General features: G+C 70.5%; 16 protein-coding genes. 9 read left to right on the forward strand and 7 right to left on the reverse strand.

Features of this window, described 5'->3' with window-relative positions; translation table 11 throughout:
- Positions 1-111: 111 nt before the first annotated feature.
- Positions 112-2,505: a glycoside hydrolase family 95-like protein gene (locus tag ABZV38_RS09810; RefSeq protein WP_356326253.1), complete on the forward strand. Its 2,394-nt coding sequence runs from the start codon at positions 112-114 to the stop codon at positions 2,503-2,505.
- Positions 2,506-2,741: 236 nt separating this feature from the next.
- On the opposite strand, the gene ABZV38_RS09815 is transcribed toward ABZV38_RS09810, so the two are convergent.
- Positions 2,742-4,181: a nucleotide sugar dehydrogenase gene (locus tag ABZV38_RS09815; protein WP_356326254.1), complete on the reverse strand. Its 1,440-nt coding sequence runs from the start codon at positions 4,179-4,181 to the stop codon at positions 2,742-2,744.
- 135 nt (positions 4,182-4,316) lie between these two features.
- Between ABZV38_RS09815 and ABZV38_RS09820 the strand changes: the two genes are divergently transcribed.
- The 7 genes from ABZV38_RS09820 (at position 4,317) to ABZV38_RS09850 (ending at position 11,676) form a co-directional block, all read left to right on the forward strand.
- On the forward strand, positions 4,317-5,318 hold the full coding sequence (locus ABZV38_RS09820) for an NAD-dependent epimerase/dehydratase family protein (RefSeq protein ID WP_356326255.1): 1,002 nt from the start codon (positions 4,317-4,319) through the stop codon (positions 5,316-5,318).
- Between the two features lie 112 nt (positions 5,319-5,430).
- A complete protein-coding gene (locus ABZV38_RS09825; RefSeq protein ID WP_356326256.1) occupies positions 5,431-6,582 on the forward strand; it encodes an MraY family glycosyltransferase in 1,152 nt (383 codons plus the stop codon).
- Positions 6,583-6,590: 8 nt separating this feature from the next.
- Complete coding sequence (locus ABZV38_RS09830; protein ID WP_356326257.1) at positions 6,591-7,433, forward strand: WecB/TagA/CpsF family glycosyltransferase; 843 nt, start codon at positions 6,591-6,593, stop codon at positions 7,431-7,433.
- On the forward strand, positions 7,430-8,200 hold the full coding sequence (locus tag ABZV38_RS09835; protein WP_356326258.1) for an FkbM family methyltransferase: 771 nt from the start codon (positions 7,430-7,432) through the stop codon (positions 8,198-8,200). The genes ABZV38_RS09830 and ABZV38_RS09835 overlap by 4 nt, the downstream gene beginning before the upstream one ends.
- Positions 8,197-9,438, forward strand: coding sequence for a glycosyltransferase family 4 protein (locus ABZV38_RS09840; RefSeq protein WP_356326259.1), 1,242 nt, complete (start codon positions 8,197-8,199; stop codon positions 9,436-9,438). Before ABZV38_RS09835 ends, ABZV38_RS09840 begins: the two co-directional genes overlap by 4 nt.
- The gene (locus tag ABZV38_RS09845) at positions 9,435-10,571 is read left to right on the forward strand and encodes a glycosyltransferase family 4 protein (RefSeq protein ID WP_356326260.1); all 1,137 of its coding nucleotides are present in this window, start codon (positions 9,435-9,437) and stop codon (positions 10,569-10,571) included. The genes ABZV38_RS09840 and ABZV38_RS09845 overlap by 4 nt, the downstream gene beginning before the upstream one ends.
- Positions 10,549-11,676: an LCP family protein gene (locus tag ABZV38_RS09850; protein ID WP_356326261.1), complete on the forward strand. Its 1,128-nt coding sequence runs from the start codon at positions 10,549-10,551 to the stop codon at positions 11,674-11,676. Before ABZV38_RS09845 ends, ABZV38_RS09850 begins: the two co-directional genes overlap by 23 nt.
- Positions 11,677-11,729: 53 nt before the next feature.
- Here ABZV38_RS09850 and ABZV38_RS09855 read toward each other — a convergent pair whose 3' ends face one another.
- From ABZV38_RS09855 to ABZV38_RS09880, 6 genes are read right to left on the reverse strand one after another with little or no spacing between them, the layout of a single operon-like run.
- Positions 11,730-12,761 (reverse strand): hypothetical protein, encoded by a 1,032-nt coding sequence (locus ABZV38_RS09855; protein ID WP_356326262.1) that lies wholly within the window; start codon positions 12,759-12,761, stop codon positions 11,730-11,732.
- Entirely contained in the window at positions 12,724-14,367 is a 1,644-nt protein-coding gene (locus tag ABZV38_RS09860) for an oligosaccharide flippase family protein (protein WP_356326263.1), read from the reverse strand. The genes ABZV38_RS09855 and ABZV38_RS09860 overlap by 38 nt, the downstream gene beginning before the upstream one ends.
- On the reverse strand, positions 14,364-15,470 hold the full coding sequence (locus ABZV38_RS09865; RefSeq protein WP_356326264.1) for a hypothetical protein: 1,107 nt from the start codon (positions 15,468-15,470) through the stop codon (positions 14,364-14,366). Before ABZV38_RS09865 ends, ABZV38_RS09860 begins: the two co-directional genes overlap by 4 nt.
- Positions 15,467-16,450: a GDP-mannose 4,6-dehydratase gene (gene gmd, locus ABZV38_RS09870; protein WP_356326265.1), complete on the reverse strand. Its 984-nt coding sequence runs from the start codon at positions 16,448-16,450 to the stop codon at positions 15,467-15,469. The genes ABZV38_RS09865 and gmd overlap by 4 nt, the downstream gene beginning before the upstream one ends.
- Complete coding sequence (locus tag ABZV38_RS09875) at positions 16,393-17,796, reverse strand: O-antigen ligase family protein (protein WP_356326266.1); 1,404 nt, start codon at positions 17,794-17,796, stop codon at positions 16,393-16,395. The genes gmd and ABZV38_RS09875 overlap by 58 nt, the downstream gene beginning before the upstream one ends.
- A gap of 4 nt (positions 17,797-17,800) precedes the next feature.
- Positions 17,801-18,664, reverse strand: coding sequence for a glycosyltransferase (locus ABZV38_RS09880; RefSeq protein ID WP_356326267.1), 864 nt, complete (start codon positions 18,662-18,664; stop codon positions 17,801-17,803).
- 101 nt (positions 18,665-18,765) lie between these two features.
- Between ABZV38_RS09880 and ABZV38_RS09885 the strand changes: the two genes are divergently transcribed.
- Positions 18,766-20,184, forward strand: a complete 1,419-nt coding sequence (locus ABZV38_RS09885; RefSeq protein ID WP_356326269.1) for a polysaccharide biosynthesis tyrosine autokinase — start codon at positions 18,766-18,768, stop codon at positions 20,182-20,184.
- The last annotated feature ends 36 nt before the right edge of the window (positions 20,185-20,220 follow it).

Consider the following 20,220-nt stretch of genomic DNA (forward strand, 5'->3'; position numbering starts at 1 on the left):
CACATCGGATCTCTCCCGCTCTATTGACGCCAGGATCACCCGTGCCTACCTTCCGTGAAGGAATAGCTCGGATGAATTGATGCGCCTGCGTACGAGTCGCCAGGAGACGCCTTGCCCACAGCACCGGACCCTTCCTGCACGCCCCGCACTCCCCGGACGGCCTCCTCTTCGCCGTCCCCCTCCCGAAGAACTGTTCTCGCCACCAGCACTGCGCTCGGCGGCGCCCTGGTGGTGGGCGGCGTGGCCGTCCCCGCCCGGGCAGCCGCCCCGGCCACCGCACCTGCCGCCTCCGCCGCGCCCGTCGTGCACTCCCCCGACGACAGCTGGCGCACCGTCCTCGACGACGCCGACCTGCTCTGGCAGAAGCTGCCGACGACCTGGTACGAGGGCCCGTATCTGGGCAACGGCCGCCTGGGCTCCGGCATCTACGCCGAGCCGGGCGCCACGGCCACGGCCGTCCGTTTCAACGTCCAGCACTCCGAGGTCCAGGACCACCGCGCCGAGTTCGGCTCCCTCTTCGGCCTCGCCCGCCTGCCGATCGGGCACTTCACCCTGGAACCGACCGGCACCATCACCGGCATCGAGTGGTGGATGCGGCTGCGCACCGCCGAACTCGAAGGCACGATCACCACCACCGCGGGCACCTTGAAGCTCCGCGCCTTCGTCCACTCCTCCAGCGATCTGCTCGCCGTCGAAATCACCCCGAGCGAGGGCGAGCAGGGCTTCCGCTGGGTCTTCCACCCTGCCGATGCCATCAGCCCGCGTGCAGGCTTCAAACCTCTTCCGGACGGTTACACGGGCAACCCGCCCGCCGTCGTCGAGCAGCACGGCGAAGTGACCGCCGCCGTCCAGCCGCTGCTTGCGGGCGGCCAGCACGTCACCGCCTGGCGGGAGCGCACCAGGGGCGACAGCCGCACGCTGTACGTCACCGTCACTCACTCCCACCCGAAGACGACCGCCCGTGACCGCGCGCTGCGTACCGTCAAGACCGCTTCCGCGCTCCCGTACGCACTGCTCGCCGCCCCGCACCGTTCCTGGTGGGACCGGTTCTACCGGAAGAGCTTCCTGTCCCTTCCGGACGCCCGGCTGCAGCGCTTCTACTGGATCCAGCTCTACAAGACGGCGTCGGCGGCCCGCAAGGACGCGCCCGTAATGGCAACCTCGGGTCCCTGGCTGGAGCCCACCCCGTGGCCGAACACCTGGTGGAACCTCAACGTCCAGCTGGAGTACTGGCTGATCCACGGCTCCAACCATCTGGAGCTGGACGCCGTCACCCGTGCCCTGAGCGAGTTCCGGGACCAGCTCTCCCGCGAGGTCGCGGCCCCCTACCGGGCGGACTCGGCCAGCATCCCGCGTACCACCGACCCCCAGCTGGTCAACGGCGCCTCCGTGACCGACGGCGGCTACGGCGTCGGCATCCCCGGCCAGGACTCGCCCACCCCCGAGGTCGGCAATCTCACCTGGGCGCTGCACAACGTGTGGCTCTCCTACCGGCACACCATGGACAAGTCGATCCTGCGCGACACGTTGTTCCCGTTGCTGCGCAAGGCGGTCAACTACTACCTGCACTTCCTGACGCCCGGTGCGGACGGCAAGCTGCACCTCCCGGCCACATTCTCCCCCGAGTACGGCGTCAACGCCCCTGACTGCAACTACGACCTCATGCTGCTGCGTTGGGGCTGCCGCACCCTGCTGGACTCGGCCGAGCAGCTCGGCGTCCACGACCCGCTGACGGCCCGCTGGCAGGAGGTGCTCGCCAGGCTCGCGCCCTATCCGGTCGACGCCAATGGGTTCATGATCGGCGCCAGGGTCCCGTTCGCGAAGTCGCACCGCCACTACTCGCACATGCTCGCCGTCTATCCGCTGTACGAGACAGGTGCGACGCCCGACGAGCGCGCCCTGATCGAGAAGTCCCTCGCCCACTGGGTGGGGTTCGAAGGCGCCCTGCAGGGCTACACCTTCACCGGAGCCGCCTCGATGTCCGCGCTGCTCGGCAAGGGCGAGGACGCGCTGAAGTACCTCGGCCAGCTGATGAGCCGCTTCATCCAGGCGAACACCATGTACAAGGAGTCGGGCCCGGTCATCGAGACCCCGCTCTCGGCGGCCCAGTCGCTGCACGACATGGTGTGCCAGTCCTGGGGCGGCACGATCAGGGTCTTCCCGGCGCTGCCCGCCGCCTGGCGGGAGCTGACCGTCCACGACTTCCGTACCCAGGGCGCTTTCCTGCTCAGCGCGGTGCGGGAAGAAGGCCGGACCCGCTGGGTGCGGGTGAACAGCGAGGCGGGCGCCCCCTGCGCCGTACGCCACGGCATCGACGGCCCGATCGAGATCCGTGACCGCCACGGACGGCCGCTGGCGTACGAGGAGGTGGCGGACGGCACGGTGCGGATCGACCTCCGCAAGGGCGACTCGGCGCTGATCACGGCCGAGGGCGACCGCCCCGACCTGACGATCCGTCCGGTCGCCCCGAACGCGGCGGCGCCGCGCTGGGGCCTGCCGGTCTGAGCCGACCCGGTCGCAGGTCGTAGGGCGTAGGGCGTAGGACCACTGTCCGGTGCGTCGGACGACGGCGGTGGGGCAGGCGCGTGAGGCTGCTGCGATGAATTCAGCGAGGCCGAGCGCGCCTGCCTCGACTCCCAGCGACTGGGAGGCCCGCCACCGCCGCCCCGATCCGACAGCCGCAGGCCGACCCGGTCGGTTTTTTTCCCGCAGGAGGACGGGAAGCCACGCAGGGATCAGCCTCAGAGGCGGTCCAGCCCGCCGGCCGGCTGAATCGGGCCGCCGTTCTGCGCGGGCAGCTGCCCGGCGGGGCGGCAGCGGTTGCGGGCGTCGAAGAGATAGCGCGCATGCCGTTGCACCATCGGGTAGTCGAACACGTCGTGATCCGTGGCGATCACCACAGCATCGGCCGCCGCGACCTCCTCCTCGGTGAGCTCCACACACAGGACGTCGTCCGGCAGCAGCCGGGGTTCGGCGTACGGTTCCACCGCGCGTACCCGTGCGCCGCGTTTCTTCAGCAGTTCCGCCACGGCGACGGCCGGTGACTCCCGTACGTCACCGCTGTTCTTCTTGTACGCCAGCCCCAGCACGAGCACCGCCGCGCCGGTCAGTTCACGCCCGAGGCCGTCCTCGACGCGCTGCACCACATGGGTGGGCATCTGCTCGTTGATCTCATTGGCGAGCGAGACGAAGCGCACGTCGTGCTGGAGCTTGCGCCGGACCTCCCAGGACAGATACGAGGGGTCCACCGGGAGGCAGTGACCGCCGACACCGGGGCCCGGCCAGAACGGCATGAAACCGAAGGGCTTGGTTGCCGCGGCGTCGACCGCCTCCCAGATGTCCACACCCAGCGGACGGGCGCACATGGCCAGTTCGTTGATCAGGGCGATGTTCACCTGCCGGAAGGTGTTCTCCAGGAGTTTGGTCAGCTCGGCCGTCCGGGGCGAGGCGACCGGCACCGTCCGCTCGACGATCCGGCCGTAGAAGGCCTCGACGCTGCGCAGTGACGCGTCGTCGATGCCGGAGACGACTTTGGGGGTGTTCTCCAGGTGCCACCGCTCATTGCCCGGGTCGATACGCTCGGGGCTGTAGCCGACATGGAAGTACGGCGCCGGGTCCGTGACACAGCAGGCGCCGGTGTCGGCCCCGCCCTCCAATTCCGGTTCCGTGCACCGGTGTCCCGGCGCGCCCGCGCGTAGCCCGCTGCCCGCCTCCAGCAGTGGCACCAGTACGTCCTCGGTGGTTCCGGGGTACGTCGTCGACTCCAGCACCACAGTTGCGCCCGGGGTGAGCAGCGGGGCGATGGAGCGGGCCGCGTTCTCGATGTAGGTGAGGTCCGGTGCGCCGCCGCGCAGCGGAGTCGGTACGGCGATCACACAGACGTCGAAGCCCGTGGCGTCCTCGTACGACTCCGAGATGCGCAGCCTCCCGGACTCGAGCGCGGCCAGCAACCGTTCGTCGGGGATGTCCTCGACATGGGAGTCGCCGGAGGCGAGTTCCTTGATGCGCCGCTCGTCGACATCGAGACCGGTCACCCGGAATCCGGCCTCGGCCGCCCGTACCGCCAGCGGCAGTCCGACGTAGCCGAGACCGATGACCGCCAAGTGGCCCACCGGGGCGGTCGGCCCGCCCGTACGCCCGTCGACGCGCCCATCGCCCTGCGCGTACTTGTTCGGTTCCATGTGTTGAACTCCGATCAATAACCGGCGATTCGTGTCATTCCCGGCATATTCCGACATACAACCTCTAAATTGTGGATCGGCTCCACTTAGGTGCCGTCATGCATCACCCCGATACCGCAACCGAACGGGCGCCACATGACTGTCGCTTCATCCGCCGAAATGACGTACCTGGTCACCGGCGGTGCCGGTTTTATCGGCTCGCACCTCACGGATGCCTTACTCGCCGAAGGGCACGGCGTCGTTGTACTGGACGACCTCTCCACCGGCAGCAAGGAGAACCTCGCCGAACAGAACGACCCGCGGCTGCGCTTCGTCCACGGTTCCGTGCTCGACGCACGGCTCGTCGACGAACTGACCGGACAGTGCAACGCGGTCGTCCATCTCGCCGCCGCCGTGGGCGTCCGGCTGATCGTCGAGCAGCCGCTGGCTTCCTTCCTCGCCAATGTGCGCGGTGCGGAAATCGTCGTCGAGGCGGCCCGGCGCCATCACCGGCCGGTGCTCCTCGCCTCCACATCGGAGATCTACGGGAAGAACTCCGGCGGCCCGCTGAACGAGAACGCCGACCGTGTGCTCGGCGCCACGTCCGTGGACCGCTGGTCCTACTCCACGGCGAAGGCCGTCGAGGAGATCCTCGCCTTCGGCTATCACCGTGAGTACGGTCTGCCCGCCACGGTCGTCCGGCTCTTCAACACGGTCGGGCCCCGCCAGAGCCCGGCGTACGGCATGGTCATCCCCCGCCTGGTCCGACAGGCCGTGGCGGGAGAGCCGCTCTCGGTCTACGGCGACGGGTCCCAGCGCCGCTGCTTCACCCATGTCGCGGACGCCGTCGACGCCCTGCTCCTGCTGCTGCGCCATCCGGCGGCAGCCGGCAGTGTATTCAACGTCGGAGGGGACGAGGAGACCTCGATCGCCGCTCTGGCCGCCCGAATCGTCAGCCGGGCCGAGAGCGCGTCCCGCATCGACTCGATCCCCTTCGACACGGCATACGGCCCCAACTTCGAGGACATCGAGCGCAGGCTTCCGGACACCACCAGGCTGCGGGAACTGACCGGCTGGCGCCCACGGCGCAGCCTCGACGACATCCTCGACGCAACGATCAGCGAGGTGCGGGCCGAACGGCGGCCCGCGCCGGCCTGACCGGGTACGGCGGCAGCACGGACATGCGCAGACGCATGAGCAGGAACCAGGGCATCGGCATGCCCTTCAACGGCCATTCGCGCCGGCACACCCACGGGGAAAGGGCGGACGCGTGAGCGTACTGCAGGCAGTCGTGTCCGCCGTCGTCGCACTGCTGGTCGCGGCGATGCTGACCTCGAGCATCCGCCGAGTCGCTCTGCGCGTCGGCGCGGTGGACCGGCCGGGCGGCCGCAAGGCGCACGCGCGCCCCACTCCGCATCTCGGCGGGGTGGCGGTCCTCCTGGCCACCACCGGGGTCATGTGCGCGGGACCGGCGGTGGGCCTCACGGAACCGGGGAGCGCGGTCATGCGCCTGCTCGCCGTCTCCAGCGCGGTGGCGGTGCTCGGGCTGGTGGACGATCTGCGTCCACTCGGCGCCCGGCTCCGGCTGGCATTCGAGACGTGCGCGGCCGGTGTCGTCGTGTCGTTCGCCGGTCTCTCCTTGATGGCGGGTGTGCTCGCTGTGATCTGGATCGTCTTCCTCACCAACGCCTTCAATCTGCTGGACAATTCCGACGGTGCCATGGGCACTACCGCCGTGATCACCGCGGTCGGCCTGCTTGTCTGCGCCTGTGTGGACGGCCAGTTCGGGATCGTGCTGCTGCTGGTCGTCCTGATGGCGTCGCTCGCCGGGTTCCTGATCCACAACTGGGCTCCGGCCCGGATCTTCCTCGGCGACTGCGGATCGCTGTTCACCGGGTTTCTGCTCGCCTCCACGGCCATCCTGGTCCACGCGGCGGCACCTGAGGGACGGGCCAACTGGGTATCGCTGCCGGCCCTCACCGTCGTTGCCCTCACCGATACCGCGCTGGTCATGGTCTCCCGTCGGCGGGCAGCCCGGCCGATGCTGCTGGGCGGCACCGATCACATCGCCCACCGGCTGCGCCGGATCAACTTCACCGCGCAGGGAGCGGCTGTCGTGCTGGGCCTGGGCGCATCGGTCGGGGCGCTCGTCGGAACGCTGGTCTACGCGGGGCTGCTGCCTCAGCTGACGGTCCTCGCACCGATCGCCGGTGCGCTGGCCGCGATCGGCGGGCTGCTCAGAATTCCGGTGTACGCGGCCCGGAACTCGGGGACCGGTGTCAGCAGCACGCACACCGGAGCCAGGACGGGCACGGTTCCCGCCATCCCGCACCACCGCGACGGCCGTGATCGCGCCAGGGCGGCAATGAGCCCGCCGGCGGCCCGCCGGGCCCCCGCTGATCTCGCCGGAGAGAGGAAATGACACCGCTCATGCCCCACGATGCGACGGCCGCGCGCGAGCCCCTCGCGGCCGCCCCGCCGGCCGGCCCGGTCGGCGAACGGACCTCCGGTCTCCCCAGCACGCCGAAGGCCCCTGCCACCGTCCTGTGCGCGGGTGTCCCGGTCGTGGCCACCACTCCCGACGACGCCTCGGCCGCCCTCGTACGCCTCGCTCTCCGGGGCGAGGGCGCCGACGTCCACCTCTGCAACGCCTACACTCTGGCGCTCGCCGACCGCGATCCACGCCTGCACCGGACCCTTCGTGCGGCCACGCTCAACTTCCCTGACGGGCAGGGCGTGGTGTGGGCCAACCGGCTCGTCCACCGGAACGTTCCGCCGATGCGCGTGTACGGCCCCGACCTGTTCCTCGATGTCTTCCGCACCGGGCAGGAAGCCGGCCTGCGCCACTACCTCCTGGGCTCGACCCCCGAGGTGCTGGAGGCACTCGGCGCCGAACTGCGGGCCCGGTTCCCTGCCGCGCGCATCGTGGGTTCCGAGGCTCCGCCGTTCCGTGAACTCACCGCCGGGGAACGGCAGGAGCAGCTGGACCGGATCCGGTCCAGTCGTGCACACATCGTCTGGCTCGGTCTGGGCACCCCCAAACAGGACCACGAGGCGGCCCGCCTCGCCGCTGCGCATCCGGCCGTCTATGTGGCAGTGGGCGCGGCCTTCGATTTTGTGTCCGGCAACAAGGCACAGGCCCCGCTCTGGATGCAACGAGGCGGCCTGGAATGGCTGTTCCGGCTCTGCAGCGAACCACGCCGGCTGTGGCGCCGGGTGCTGTGGGGCCATCCCCGGTTCATCTGGGCAGCATACAAAGGAGCACGGACATGACTCTTCTCCACCGCGTACGGACCGTCGCACAGCGCTTCGGTATCGACATTGCCCGCTACCCGGCCTCCTGGGGCGGCCACCAACTCGTCCAGCTGCTGAAGCGGTACGAGATCGATCTGGTGCTGGATGTCGGGGCGCACGCCGGAGGGTACGGGACGATGCTGCGCCGTTCCGGATACGACGGCCGCATCGTCTCGTTCGAACCGCTCAGTGCGGCGCGCGCCGAGCTCAACCGCACAGCGGCCGGCGATCCGCTCTGGACCGTGCTGCCGTACGCCCTCGGCGACCGGTCCTGCACGACGACGATGAACGTCGCGGGCAACTCCGGTGCCAGCAGCTCCGTTCTGCCCATGCTGCCCAGTCACCGGGCCGCCGCACCCCACGCCTCCTACACCGGCACGGAAACGGTCGAGGTGCGCAGACTCGACGAGCTGTGGCCGCAGATCACCACCGCCGGCGAGCACGTCTTCCTCAAGCTGGATGTCCAGGGATACGAGGCGCATGTGCTGCGCGGAGCAGGTGCCTGCGCACACGCGTGCAGAGGTCTGCAGACCGAGACGTCCTTCGTGCCCCTTTACGAGGGGGGACTGCTCTTCAATCAGGCGCTGGACCTGGCGCAGGGAGAACTGGGACTCAGCCTGATGTCCGTCGTGCCCGGCTTCACCGACCCTCGCGACGGACGGATGCTCCAGTGCGACCTCGTGCTGTTCCGGGACTGCGAGCCCGCGGCCACTCGGCCACCCGCCGTCGCCGAGGCCCTCGTATGAGAATCGCGCTGGTCCACAGTTTCTACGGAGCGGCCGTGCCCGGCGGTGAGAACGAGGCCGTGCGCGACCAGGCCGCCGCGCTGCACCGGGCCGGACACGAGGTGCTCGTGCACGCCGCCCACACCGACGCTCTCCGCACCAAGCCCTTGTACCCACTGGGCTGCGCGGTGACCGTGGCCACCGGACGGGGGCGCTCCCCGGCGCGCGCTCTGCGCGCATTCGCACCCGACGTCGTGCACATCCACAATCTGTTCCCCAACTTCGGTCGACGCTGGGTCGAATCGTGGAAAGGGCCGCTCGTCACCACGCTGCACAACTACCGGCCGATGTGCGCCGCGGCGACTCTGCACCGCGACGGCGCCTCATGCACCCGGTGTCCCGATGGCGATCGGTGGGCGGGGCTGCGTCACGGCTGCTACCGGGACTCCCGCCTCGCCACGCTGCCGCTCGCCTGGGCGGGCCTGAAGGGGGCGGCCGACGACCCTTTGCTGCGCCGGGCCGATCGGGTGGTGTTCCTGTCCGAGCTGAGCCGGGACACCTATCTCGCGACCGGACTGCCGCCCGCCCGTGCCGAGTTGATCCCGAACTTCGTCCCCGACGTGACTGCTCAGCCCGCCGGGCAGCAGGACGCCTGGGTGTACGTGGGACGGCTCACACCCGAAAAGGGCATCCTCGACCTGCTCCGCCGGTGGCCCGGCGGTGAGCGGCTCGACGTCATCGGCAACGGCCCCCTGGACGCGGAATGCCGCAGACACGCACCGTCGTCGGTACGTTTCCTCGGCCCCGTCGACCGGGACACGCTGCGCCCCACCCTGGCCAGCTACCGAGGGCTGGTCTTCCCGAGTCAGTGGCTCGAAGGTCTGCCGCTGGTGTACCTGGAGGCGCTGGTGGCAGGCCTCCCGGTGCTCGTCTTCGGCGGCTCCGCCGTGGCCGCCTCGGTGCAACGCGAAGGCACGGGCACGGTCATCTCGTGGCACACCCCCCTCGCAGCCGCCCTGCAGGCGGCGAGCAGGGACTTTCCCGCTCTGCGGACGCACTGCCGGGACGTATATCTGCGGCAGTACGGGGAATCTCTGTGGCTGCAGCGGACCTTGGGACTCTATGAGCGGCTGTGCCGTTCGACGGCACCCCTCCCCCGTGCACCGCAGCCGGCCGCGCACAGACCTCTGGCGGGCGTCGGCAACGCAAGCGACGGCGCCGTTCCCCTGTCACTGGCCACGACCTCGGAGAGCGGATGAAGCGGGTGGTCGTCGTTCAGCCGCACGTACCCGCGTACCGGGTGGCGTTCTACCGGCATCTCGTTCCGGAACTCGCCGCACGTGGTATCGAATTGACGCTTGCTCATGGACGTCCCTGGGGCAAGGACACCTCGCGCGGCTACGACGAGCGTCTCCCCGGTGCCATCGAGCTTCCGCAGCAGACCCTGCGCTGCGGCCCCCGGCATCTCGTACGGCGGCGCTTGGGTTCCCTCGCGCACGACTGCGACGCACTCGTGCTCACCCAGTCGCTGCACGCCATGGAGAGCTACCGGCCACTGCTGCGCAGCGGAGGGCCGCCGGTCGGGCTCTGGGGCCACGGCGCGACGTACACCCGCCCGGAACCGGGCCCGCTGCGCAGCGCGAAACGCCTGCTGACGAATCGGGCCGACTGGTTCTTCGCCTACACGGAGGCCGGGGCCCGGCATGTCGTCGCCGGAGGCTTCCCTGCCCGGCGGTTGACCGTGCTGCACAACACCATCGACACGACGTCCCTGGTGGCCGCGGGTGCTGCGGTGGACGACGCGGATCGCGGGGCGCTCCGCCGGCAGTACGGGCTGCGCCAGGGCCGCACCGGCCTGTACATCGGCGGCCTGGACGCGGCCAAACGCATCCCCTTTCTCCTGGTGGCGGCCAGGGCGGTGGCCGCGGCCCTCCCCGGCTTCCGGCTTCTGGTGGCAGGGGACGGGGCCCAGCGCACGCTGGTCGAGGAGGCGGAGCGCTCGGGTGCCCCTGTCCGGTACATGGGCACCGCGAACGACGGGGACAAGGCGCGGCTGGGGGCTGTCGCCGATGTGCTGATGGTGCCGGGTGCGGTGGGTCTGGTCGCCGTCGACTCCTTCGCTCTTGGCACGCCGCTGATCACCACCCTGCGCGCCGCTCACGGCCCCGAGTTCTCCTACCTGCAGCACGGCCGCAACGCGCTGATCGTCGACGCACCCACCCCGCGGCCGTACGCGGCACACGTGACCCGGCTGCTCGAACAGCCGGAGCGTCTGGCCCGGTTCAGCGCCGCATGCCGGGCCGACGCCGCGCTCTACACCGTGCAGGAGATGGCCCGCAGATTCGCCGACGGAGTGGAAGGACTCGTCGATGTCCGATGCAGCGTCAGCTGAACAGCCTGAACCGGAGCAGGGACCGCAGACCGGGCCACCGCCCGAACAGATGCCGCGTGCCTGGCTCGATGACCACGGTGGCGGAAGCGTGCTCGCGGCCGGCTTCGGAAAACCGGTCCCGACCGTCCCGAGACGGTCCGCCCGCTGTCGCGTCCTGCGCTTCACCGCCCTGACCGCTGCCGTCGCGCTCACGGCCGGGGCAGCTGCCGCATGGATGCTCTATGAAGATCTCGACGGCAATATCCGCACCGACACGGCGACCGAGCGGACCCTGTCCCAGATCCCGGACGGGCGCCCCGGCCCTGCCGCGGGGGGTGCACAGAACATCCTGCTGCTCGGCTCCGACAAGGAGGCCGGCACGGGATCCGAGCGCTCGGACACGACCATGCTGCTGCATCTGTCGGCCGACCGGACCTCGGCAGCCCTGATGAGCGTCCCCCGGGACCTGCTGGTGCAGGTGCCCAGCTGCCGGAGGCCGAGCGGCGGCCGCACGCGCCCTCAGCGGGTGCAGTTCAACTGGGCGTACGGGCTGGGCGGGCCGGCCTGCACCATCCTCACCTTCGAGAAGCTCACCGGCATCCGGGTCGACCACCATGTGGTGGTCGACTTCTCCGGATTCAAGCAGATCGTCGACGCCGCCGGCGGTGTCACGCTCGAGGTGGACGTACCGGTGTACGACCCGGAATCGGGTGTGCGGCTGAAGCCGGGCACTCAGCGCCTGGATGGAGCCAAGGCGCTGGTCTATGTGCGCACCAGGCTCGGGGTCGGCGACGGCAGCGACACCCAGCGCATGGGACGTCAGCAGCGCTTCATGCGGGCGCTGATGGACAAGATCATGGACAGCGGAACGCTGAAGGACCCGGCCCGGATCTATCCGCTGCTGCGCGCGGTGACCTCGTCCATGACCGCGGATCCGGGTCTGAATTCCATCAAGGAGCTGTACACCCTGGTGGACAGAGCAACAGCGATCGACAGCACGGACACCAACTTCCTGATCCTGCCCCGGCGTTCGTCGCGGATCGACCACGAGCGCGACGAATTGGCCCAGCCGGATGCGAGACGGCTCTTCGAGCGGCTGCGCAAGGACCAGGACATCAACTCCTGATCCGCCACGCCGGCCGCGCCGGGCAGGCCGCCCCGCGCGGCCGGCATGGCGGATCAGAAGCCGCCCCATGGATCGGCCGGCGGCTCGGGCAGGGGCAGATACCTGCCGAGCATGTGGCACAGCGCGTGCCCCTGGGTGAGCCGCCCTGCCGTCCACTGCCTCAGCCTGCGGGCCGTCGCCAGTAGCCGTGCGGGGTCCTCGGCCAGCAGGTCCCGGACCCGGGCGGCGGCCTCGGCCGGAGTGCGGAGCAGGTGCAGGCCGTCGTCGGGGCCGGGCAGCCAGTCCAGTCCGGGCTGGAGGGAACTGACGGGGACGCGGCCCGAGTTCATCGCGATCGGCAGCCGGTCGGAGAAGTAGCCGGTGTGACCGGTGTAGCGGTCCCAGCCGACCGTGACCAGGGAACGCCGCATCGCCTCCATCTGCTGCTGAAACGGCACCTGACCGCACGTGCCGGGACCGCGCCAGCCCGCCCCGTAGAGCGAGAACTGTCCCTCGGGCAGCCGCTGCAGCTGCCGCACCAGCGTCTGCCGGGCCCGGTCGCCCGGGATGAGTTCCACGCCGCAGTACGTCAGCCGGTTGCCGATCAGCGAGACTCCGCGAGGATCGTGGTCGCTCCGGTAGCGCAGGAACGGCTCCGGCACCACATGGGGGACATAGCGCACGGGGCGGCCGCTGCGGCGCTCCAGCATCCGCGCCTGCGGCCCCATGGCCACGCTGAAGATCTGATCCGCGCAGCGCATCCACGCCAGGTCCCGCTGCCGTACCTGCTTGGTGAGGCCGCCCCAGGCGTCGCCCGCCCAGACCACCACCGGCGGCGATCCCACCGCACTCAGCCAGCCGGCCACCTGCCGGGCGCGCCACGGGTGCGGCTGGGGTACCTGGACGAAGACGAGATCGGGCCGCAGCCGGGTCGGCAGCGCGTCGCCGGCGGCCGGCAGGACACATGTGTACCGCAGCAGTCCGCCTTCGTTCGCATCGGCGTCCGGCCCCCGCTCGAGCAGGGTGAAGGCGGGCGCGAAGCCTGTGTACGGACCGAGCGGCCGGCTCTCATTGCTGAGGTGAAGGACGAGCGGACGGCTGATCACGGAAGTCTTCTCCTGTCGTCGGGGCGGAGCCCGGGGTCGTGTCGGTCTTCTGGGGGTACACACGGTCCTGCGCAGGAGACGGCAGCTGCCGGTGGGCACGGACCGGGGCGCGGATCAGCCCGTACCGTGCGGCCAGGACATAACCGGGCAGCCGGTTGCGCAGAAGTACCGCACCGGTGAGGACGAGCAGCGCGGCGGCCAGTCCGGCCGCCGGACGCTGCGCCACCGTGGGACCGATGGCGTACAGGGCGACCCCCAGGGCCGCGTGAGCCGCGTGGGCCCGCAGCAGAAGGCGGGCCTGCAGGCCGCCCCACGTGGCCAGTTGCACGCAGTGCGCCGCGGCGGGCATCGCGATCGCGCATGCGGCGAGCAGTAGTTCGTTGCGCAGCGCGATCGCGGTCAGCAGGGTGGCGGCAAGCGCCGCAGCGGCGGCGAGCTGGGAACGGATCAGTGCGCGCGGTTCGTGGCGCACCTGGTTGACCGCGTCGCCCACGGAGGCGATGAGCGCGGGTGCGGCGCCGGCAGCCAGGACCGGCACCAGCCGCTGGGCCTCCCCCCACCCGGGCCCGAGCAGCAGGCCCAGGGCCGCCGGTCCGGCAGCCGCCAGCGCGCCGAAACCGATGAATCCCAGAGCGGAGGCCAGACAGAGCGCGTCGTGCTCGGCTCGTTGCCGTGCCGCTCCGCGCGCCTCGGCGAGCAGCGGGGCGACGGCGCGGGTGATGCCCTGAGCCAGCATGGTGAGCGGCAGACCGGTGAACAGCGCCGCTCGTGAGAAGTGGCCGGTGGCAGCGGGTCCGAACAGCGCTCCGGTCAGCCACAGCGGGGCGCTGTTGCAGATGTACTGCACCATGCTGTGACCGGCGAAGAAGGTGGACGGGCCCAGGAGTTCGCTGAGGGCGGGAGTCGGCCCACCCTGCAGTCCGGCCCGCGCCAGGTGCCACAGACAGCCGGTCAGCGTGACAGCCGACGCGAGTGGAGCGGCCACAGCGAGCGCGTACGGGTTCCATCCTGCTGTCAGCAGGGTGAGCGACGCCACGCAGCCCGCCACCTGGCCGAGCAGCTCCAGCCGGACGCATGCGCCGGCCCGGCCCGTGCGACGCAGAGCCGCTGTCGCGGCCAGCCCCATCGGCCCGACGAGGAACTGGACGGCGAGCAGCCTCACCAACGGCACCAGGAACGCCGATCCGGCCTCCGTGCCTGTGAACCGCTCCGCGACGTGTGCCCCGAGCTGGGCCACCAGGAAGCAGCAGAGCCCGGCGGTCGCGGTGATGCGCAGCGCCAGAAGGACGAGCGGCCGGGTGAGCACCGGAGCCCGCAGCAGACAGGTGGCGACCCCGCCGTTGGCGACGTAGCCGAGGACAGCGATGGTGGCGGTGGCGAGGGCGTAGGAGCCGAAAGCGGCCGGGGACACCAGACGTCCGGTGCAGGCGGTGTAGCCGAGCTGGAGAAACACCGCGAGCAGCGAACCGGCGTAGTTCCACAGCAGTCCCTGTGCACCGGAGCCGAACCGGGTGCGCCACCGGCGACGCCGCTGCCCTCGTCCCGGCGGGCCGACCGTTTGCTGGTCTTCCTGAGGGGCAGCGGGCGCACCGGTCGGGACGCTCATGCGAAGCGTGCCCACGGGTCGGCGGGCGGAGCGGGCAACGGAACGTACCCGCCGAGCATGTGGCACAGCGCCTCACGGTCGGTGAGGCGCTCGCGCACCCAGGCAGCGCCCCGCGCCGCCGCAGAATCCAGTTCCGCGGGCTCCTCGGTCAGCAGGGACTCGACGACCGAGACCGCCGCGGCCGGGGTGTCCGCGAGGTACAGACCGTGATCGGGGCCCGGGAGCCAGTCCATCCCCGGCTGGCGCGATGTGACGTGGGCGCGGCCGGCGCACAGGGCGATGGGGAGACGGTCGGAGAAGTAGCCGTGGTGACGGTTGTAGTGGTCCCAGCCCGCGGTGATCCGGGCCCGGCCCAGGGCGGACAGCTGCGCGGCGAACGGCAGCGGGCCGCGGGCGCCGGGGCCGCGCCAGCCATGTCCGTACACGGCGGTCCGGATGCCGGGGATGCGTTGCAGGCCACGCACCAGGCGGGCACGGTCACGGCTGCCCGCCACCCGCTCGAGCACGCCGAACCGGAGATAGCGGTTCCCGACCACGGCCACATCCGGGCGGTCTGTTGTTCCGGCGTCTACGGCGTCGGCCCGGTTCGCCGGGGTCCGCCCCGCATCAGCCGGCGCTGCGCCGTCCGGTGGGTCGACCGCCGGGGGCAGCACATGCGGTACGTACCTCACGTGTCCGCGGGACACCGACCGGAAGAGCTCCGCCTGTTGCCCGGCTGCCACCGTGAAGACCTGGTCCGCACGGCGCAGCCACGCGAGCGCGGAGCCCGGCAGGGCCTTCCGTCCGCCCCAGGCATCCCCGTCCCAGAACACGACAGGTGGCGACCCGGTGGCGTGCAGCAGGGCGCGCACCCGCTCGTCGTTCCAGGGAAACGGCCCCGGTGTCTGGACGAACACCAGGTCCGGGGCGGCTTCCCGGGCGGCGGAGACCGTCCGGGCGAAGGCTTCCTCCGGTGTGGCACCCTCCGCGAGCAGGGCACGTGGTGAGACAACAGTGCACCGCAGCGAACCGGACGCTTCGAATCCGGCAAACGCCCGGGAGAAACGCGGACCCGCCTGCAGCGAGGGTTCGTTGCTGAGGTGCAGCACCGAAGGCGCGCTCATGCCACAACCGCCCTGACCTCGGCATCGGTCATGATCCGGGCGAGTTCGGGGGCGTGCACGACGGACTGCCAGCCCAGCTCGCGCTCCGCCTTGGACGCATCACCGACGAGATCCGGCACCTCGGACGGGCGCAGGTACCTCTCGTCGAAGCGGACGTGCTTCTCCCAGTCCAGCCCGACGTGTTCGAAGCAGAACGTCAGGAAGTCACGGACGCTGTAACTGGTGCCGGTGGCCACGACGTAGTCGTCCGGCCGGTCGCGCTGGAGCATGCGCCACATCGCTTCGACGTACTCGGGGGCGTATCCCCAGTCACGGCGCGCCTCCAGATTGCCCATGTGCAGGAACTGCTGCTCGCCACTGGCGATGCGGGCGGCGGCCCGGGCGATCTTCCGGGTCACGAAGGTCTCACCGCGGCGCGGCGACTCGTGGTTGAAGAGAATGCCGTTGACCGCGTGGATGCCGTACGCCTCACGGTAGTTGCGGGTGATCCAGTACGCGTACACCTTCGCGGCCGCGTACGGGGAGCGCGGATGGAACGGTGTGAGCTCGCACTGCGGGGGCGCCGATGTGCCGAACATTTCGGAGCTCGACGCCTGGTAGAAGCGGCAGGGCAGGCCGGTCATCCGGATGGCCTCGAGCAGACGGGTGGTGCCGAGTCCGGTGGTGGAGCCGGTGAACTCCGGTTCGTCGAACGAGACACGGACATGGGACTGGGCGGCCAGGTGGTAGACCTCATGCGGCTGAATGCGGTCCAGCAGGGCGGCGATACGGGAGCCGTCGGCGAGGTCGCCGTAGTGCAGCCGCAGCCGGGAGTCCGCCTCGTGCGGATCCTGGTAGAGGTGGTCGATCCGGCCGGTGGAGAACGACGAGGAGCGGCGGATCAGTCCGTGCACCTCATATCCCTTGCCGAGCAGCAGTTCGGCTAGGTACGAGCCGTCCTGACCGGTGATTCCGGTGATGAGAGCGGTCGTCCTGGACATGGGAACTCCTTGGGTGTACGGGAGACGGCTCTGCCGAGCGGCCGCGCATGGGCGGCCAGCAGGCCTAGCACCACGGCCTGTTCGGGGAAGAGCGGATAGGTGATGCAGAAGACCAGCTGGCTGCAGAGCAGCAGACGCAGCAGGAGGCGGGCCCGGTCGTCGGCGTCCGGCTCGGCCGGGGCCGAAGCGGTGGCGGGTGCCATCACCGGTCCCGCAACGCCGGGGCCGGTCGTGCGCCAGACCGCGACGTACAGGGTGAGCAGGGCGGCCAGACCGACCAGGCCGAGCCGCAGAAGCACCTGCAGGTAGTAGTTGTGCGGTGATACGGATACCAGACCGCCGTCCACCAGCCGGGCGTACCCCGATCCGAACGGCAGGCCCAGCAGCCAGTCCTGGACGCCCCCCAGCTGGGGCAGCAGCCCCAGCCATCCGTCGACGCGCCACATCAGTGTGCGGTCGTCCTCACCCGACGAAGCGAGGCTCTCCGCCACGTCACCGCCGTAGGCGGCGACCGGCAGGAGCAGCGCAACGCCACAGGCCAGCAGGGCCACCGCGGTGCCCCGGGATCCGCCGCGGCCGCGGCGGGAGAGAAGCCAGCCCGCTGCCATCACGCCGGTGGCCACCCAGGCCGTGCGGTGCTGCATCAGCACCACCGCAACCAGCAGCGGCCAGGCTGCCGCACGGGCCCTCCCGCCCAGACAGAGAAGGGCGACGGCCGCCTGCCCGATGAGCAGGGCCTGTTCGGGCCCGAGCGCACGGGCGTCCGTGAGCACCCCGTCGACCATGACCCGATCGGAGTTGGAGCCGATACCGACGCGCAGCCACCAGAGCACGGCGAACACGGCGAGCACACCCGCGGTGGCGGCCCACAGTCGGGTCACCGTACGGACCAGCGCCGTGCCGGGCGGCAGGACGGCCACGTACAGGGCGGCGGACAGCAGGTGTACGAACCCGGTCCTGGCCTCGTTGCCGGCGGTGGGCAGGCCGAACAGGATTCCGCCGTTGAGCAGTGACCAGGCCGTCATGGCGACGAGCAGGAGCAGCGGGGCGGCCACGACGGGCCGCAATGGGGCTCCGTCCGCGTCGCTTCGGCGGGCCGCGTGCACGATCCGGAGCACCGCGGCGGCAAGGAGGCAAACGGCCACTACGTCGGTGGGCAGTACGTCGACGCCGGTGTCCCGCACGTCCGGCCCTGCCGCCCCGCTCTCCTGGAACGACTGATGGATCTGCGCAACGACGAACAGGACAAGGCCGAATGCCGTCCACCGGTACAGGGCCGTGGTCAGTGCTCCGACTCCGGTCAGCCCCGCCGCTGCCCACAGCAAGGTTGTGGGGTCGAGCAACATTCGATCACCTCTGGCTCCGGTCGAGGGCCGCCCGTACCGCTGTCTTCACATAGGGGGAGAACATCAGCACCGGGGCCCATGGCCAGGAGTGCCGCAGGCAGTACACCCACCACTGGCGCAGCGGCAGTTCACGCTGCGAGGTCAGCCGGCGCAGCGCTTCGCCGACCCCGATGCCCGGCTCGCGCGAACCGGTCAGCCGCTGGTTGCTCTCGCAGACGCCGACGTGGTGCGGGGCGACGAAGGCAGCCACACCGGCCCGGCGTGCCCGGAAGCCGTGGTCGTAGTCGCCCATGCCATGACGGAACACCTTGTCGAGATCACCGACCCGGTCGTGTACCGCGCGCGGCAGCAGAACGACATTTCCGTTGTACGTGTCGCAGGGCTCAGGCCGGCCTGTGGGCTCCACGAGCCTGAGCGATCTGCCTCGGCGACCCGAATATGTGGTGCATCCACCTCTTCCGCGGACCGCGCCGACGATCACGGCGTGCGGTCCCACCCTCCGGGCGGTCTCCAGCAGCACCGCTACGGCGTCCGGTGCCAGTTCCACGTCGTCGTTCAGCCACAGCTGGTGTGTCCACCGGTGCGTTCGCGTACCCGCCTGCCCATCGGCGTCGTCGGCACAGCGGCTCGCGACACGCATCCCGTGGCCCCAGTAGACGTCCGTACCGACCGATACGACCTCGACGTCCGGATGCCCGCGGCCGACGGCCTCCGGTGTGCCGTCGGAGCTGCCCGCATCGACCAGGTGGACTCGGAGAGTTGTTCGGTCGGGCAGCCCGCGCTGCCTGTCGAGTGCACGCAGTGCCGACAGGGTCTTCTCCCGCCGGTTGTGACTGGTCATCAGAACAGCAACATGGGGCAACATCACCCGAACTCCTTGACTCACAAACACCATCATTCACGGATAAATGCCCATACCCTGCATAGGCTGGCCGGGTGGGGGCCGAACAACCCGATGAGGTGTACTGAGTGGAACTCCGCAGCATCCTGAGGGCGCTGGCCCGTAGTTGGCCGGTTGTCGCCTTCTGTACCTTGTTGGGAGCAGGCTCGGGCTGGGCGGTCACCGCCTCGACCACGCCCGTCTACGAAGCCCGGACCCAGCTGTTCGTATCGGCCTCCGCAGGCCGCGGTACAGCCGAACTCAACCAGGGCAGCAGCTTCTCGGTGGCCCGGGTCCAGTCGTACGCCGCCATCGTGACCAGCCGTCAAGTCACGGACACGGTCGTCCAGGAGCTTGGTCTCCCCTTCACTGCCGACCAGCTGGCAGGCCGCATCACCGCACAGGCACCGGCCGGCACGGTGCTCGTGGACATCACGGTCAGCGACGAGGATCCGGAACGCAGCGCGGCGGTCGCCAATGAAGTGGCCAGGCGATTCAGCCGGGTCGTCGAGGAGTTGGAGACCCCCGTGGGCTCCAAGCGGTCGCCGGTCCGGCTCGGGATCACCGAGACGGCCGCCGTTCCCGGCGAGCCTGTCTCCCCCAGCCCCGGACTCAATCTTTCCGCCGGTGTGCTTGCCGGTCTGCTGATCGGCTCCGGTATCGCCGTGGCCCGGCAGGTGTGCGACACCACCGTCAACAACGTGACCGCACTCGCCGAGCTCACCGGGCTTCCCGTGCTGGGCGCCATCCCGTTCGACAAGTCGGCCACACGCCGGACGGACACGATGAGCACCGCCGCCCACTCCGCCCGGGCCGAAGCATTCCGGCACCTGAGGACGAATCTGCAGTTCGCGCAGATCGGTGAGCGTCCCCGCATCGTGATCGTGACCAGCTCACTCGCCGGCGAGGGCAAGACGAGCACAGCCATCAATCTGGCCCTCGCCCTGACCGAGACCGGCATCTCCACGGTCCTGGTCGACGGTGACCTGCGCCGCCCGCGGGTGGCGCAGGCGTTCGGGCTGGTGCAGGATGCCGGCCTGACCAGCGTGCTCATCGGGCGCGCCGGGGTCGACGAGGTCATGCAGCAGGCCGCGGGCGCGCTCAACGTCCTCACCAGCGGTCCGGTTCCGCCCAATCCGGCGGAGCTGCTGGCCTCGAAGCGGATGGGCGAGGTCCTGGGCGAACTCGCCCAGCGCTACGAGGCAGTGATCGTGGACAGCGCCCCGCTGCTGCCCGTTGCCGACACCGTGGGGCTCGGGCCACTCGCCCAGGGAGCGCTGCTGGTGGTGAGGGCGGGGAAGACACCGCGCGACCGGATCCGCGCAGCGGCCGACTCACTGCACGCGGTGGGCGCACGCACCCTCGGCACGGTCCTGAGCATGACCCCCCAGCCCAGGAACCGGGCTTACGGATACGGATACGGGTACGGAGTCGGCGAGCCCGTCCCGCCGTTGCCGGCGCCGCGTCCGCGCACCACTGTGACCGTCCCGCTCAGTGGGTCCGAGTGACGGCGCTGTCGGAATCGACCGGCGCCAGGGCATCGA

This window comes from Streptomyces sp. NPDC005181 (assembly GCF_040608395.1).
In the GTDB taxonomy this organism is placed as follows: Bacteria; Actinomycetota; Actinomycetes; order Streptomycetales; family Streptomycetaceae; genus Streptomyces.

Excerpts from the sequence above, each read along its gene's own strand:
- ABZV38_RS09830 (WP_356326257.1), top strand. The coding sequence starts at position 6,591 with ATGCCCCACGATGCGACGGCCGCGCGCGAGCCCCTCGCGGCCGCCCCG.
- gmd (WP_356326265.1), bottom strand. The coding sequence starts at position 16,450 with ATGTCCAGGACGACCGCTCTCATCACCGGAATCACCGGTCAGGACGGC.
- ABZV38_RS09835 (WP_356326258.1), top strand. The coding sequence starts at position 7,430 with ATGACTCTTCTCCACCGCGTACGGACCGTCGCACAGCGCTTCGGTATC.
- ABZV38_RS09850 (WP_356326261.1), top strand. The coding sequence starts at position 10,549 with ATGTCCGATGCAGCGTCAGCTGAACAGCCTGAACCGGAGCAGGGACCG.
- ABZV38_RS09865 (WP_356326264.1), bottom strand. The coding sequence starts at position 15,470 with ATGAGCGCGCCTTCGGTGCTGCACCTCAGCAACGAACCCTCGCTGCAG.
- ABZV38_RS09875 (WP_356326266.1), bottom strand. The coding sequence starts at position 17,796 with ATGTTGCTCGACCCCACAACCTTGCTGTGGGCAGCGGCGGGGCTGACC.
- ABZV38_RS09845 (WP_356326260.1), top strand. The coding sequence starts at position 9,435 with ATGAAGCGGGTGGTCGTCGTTCAGCCGCACGTACCCGCGTACCGGGTG.
- ABZV38_RS09820 (WP_356326255.1), top strand. The coding sequence starts at position 4,317 with ATGACTGTCGCTTCATCCGCCGAAATGACGTACCTGGTCACCGGCGGT.
- ABZV38_RS09860 (WP_356326263.1), bottom strand. The coding sequence starts at position 14,367 with ATGAGCGTCCCGACCGGTGCGCCCGCTGCCCCTCAGGAAGACCAGCAA.
- ABZV38_RS09815 (WP_356326254.1), bottom strand. The coding sequence starts at position 4,181 with ATGGAACCGAACAAGTACGCGCAGGGCGATGGGCGCGTCGACGGGCGT.
- ABZV38_RS09840 (WP_356326259.1), top strand. The coding sequence starts at position 8,197 with ATGAGAATCGCGCTGGTCCACAGTTTCTACGGAGCGGCCGTGCCCGGC.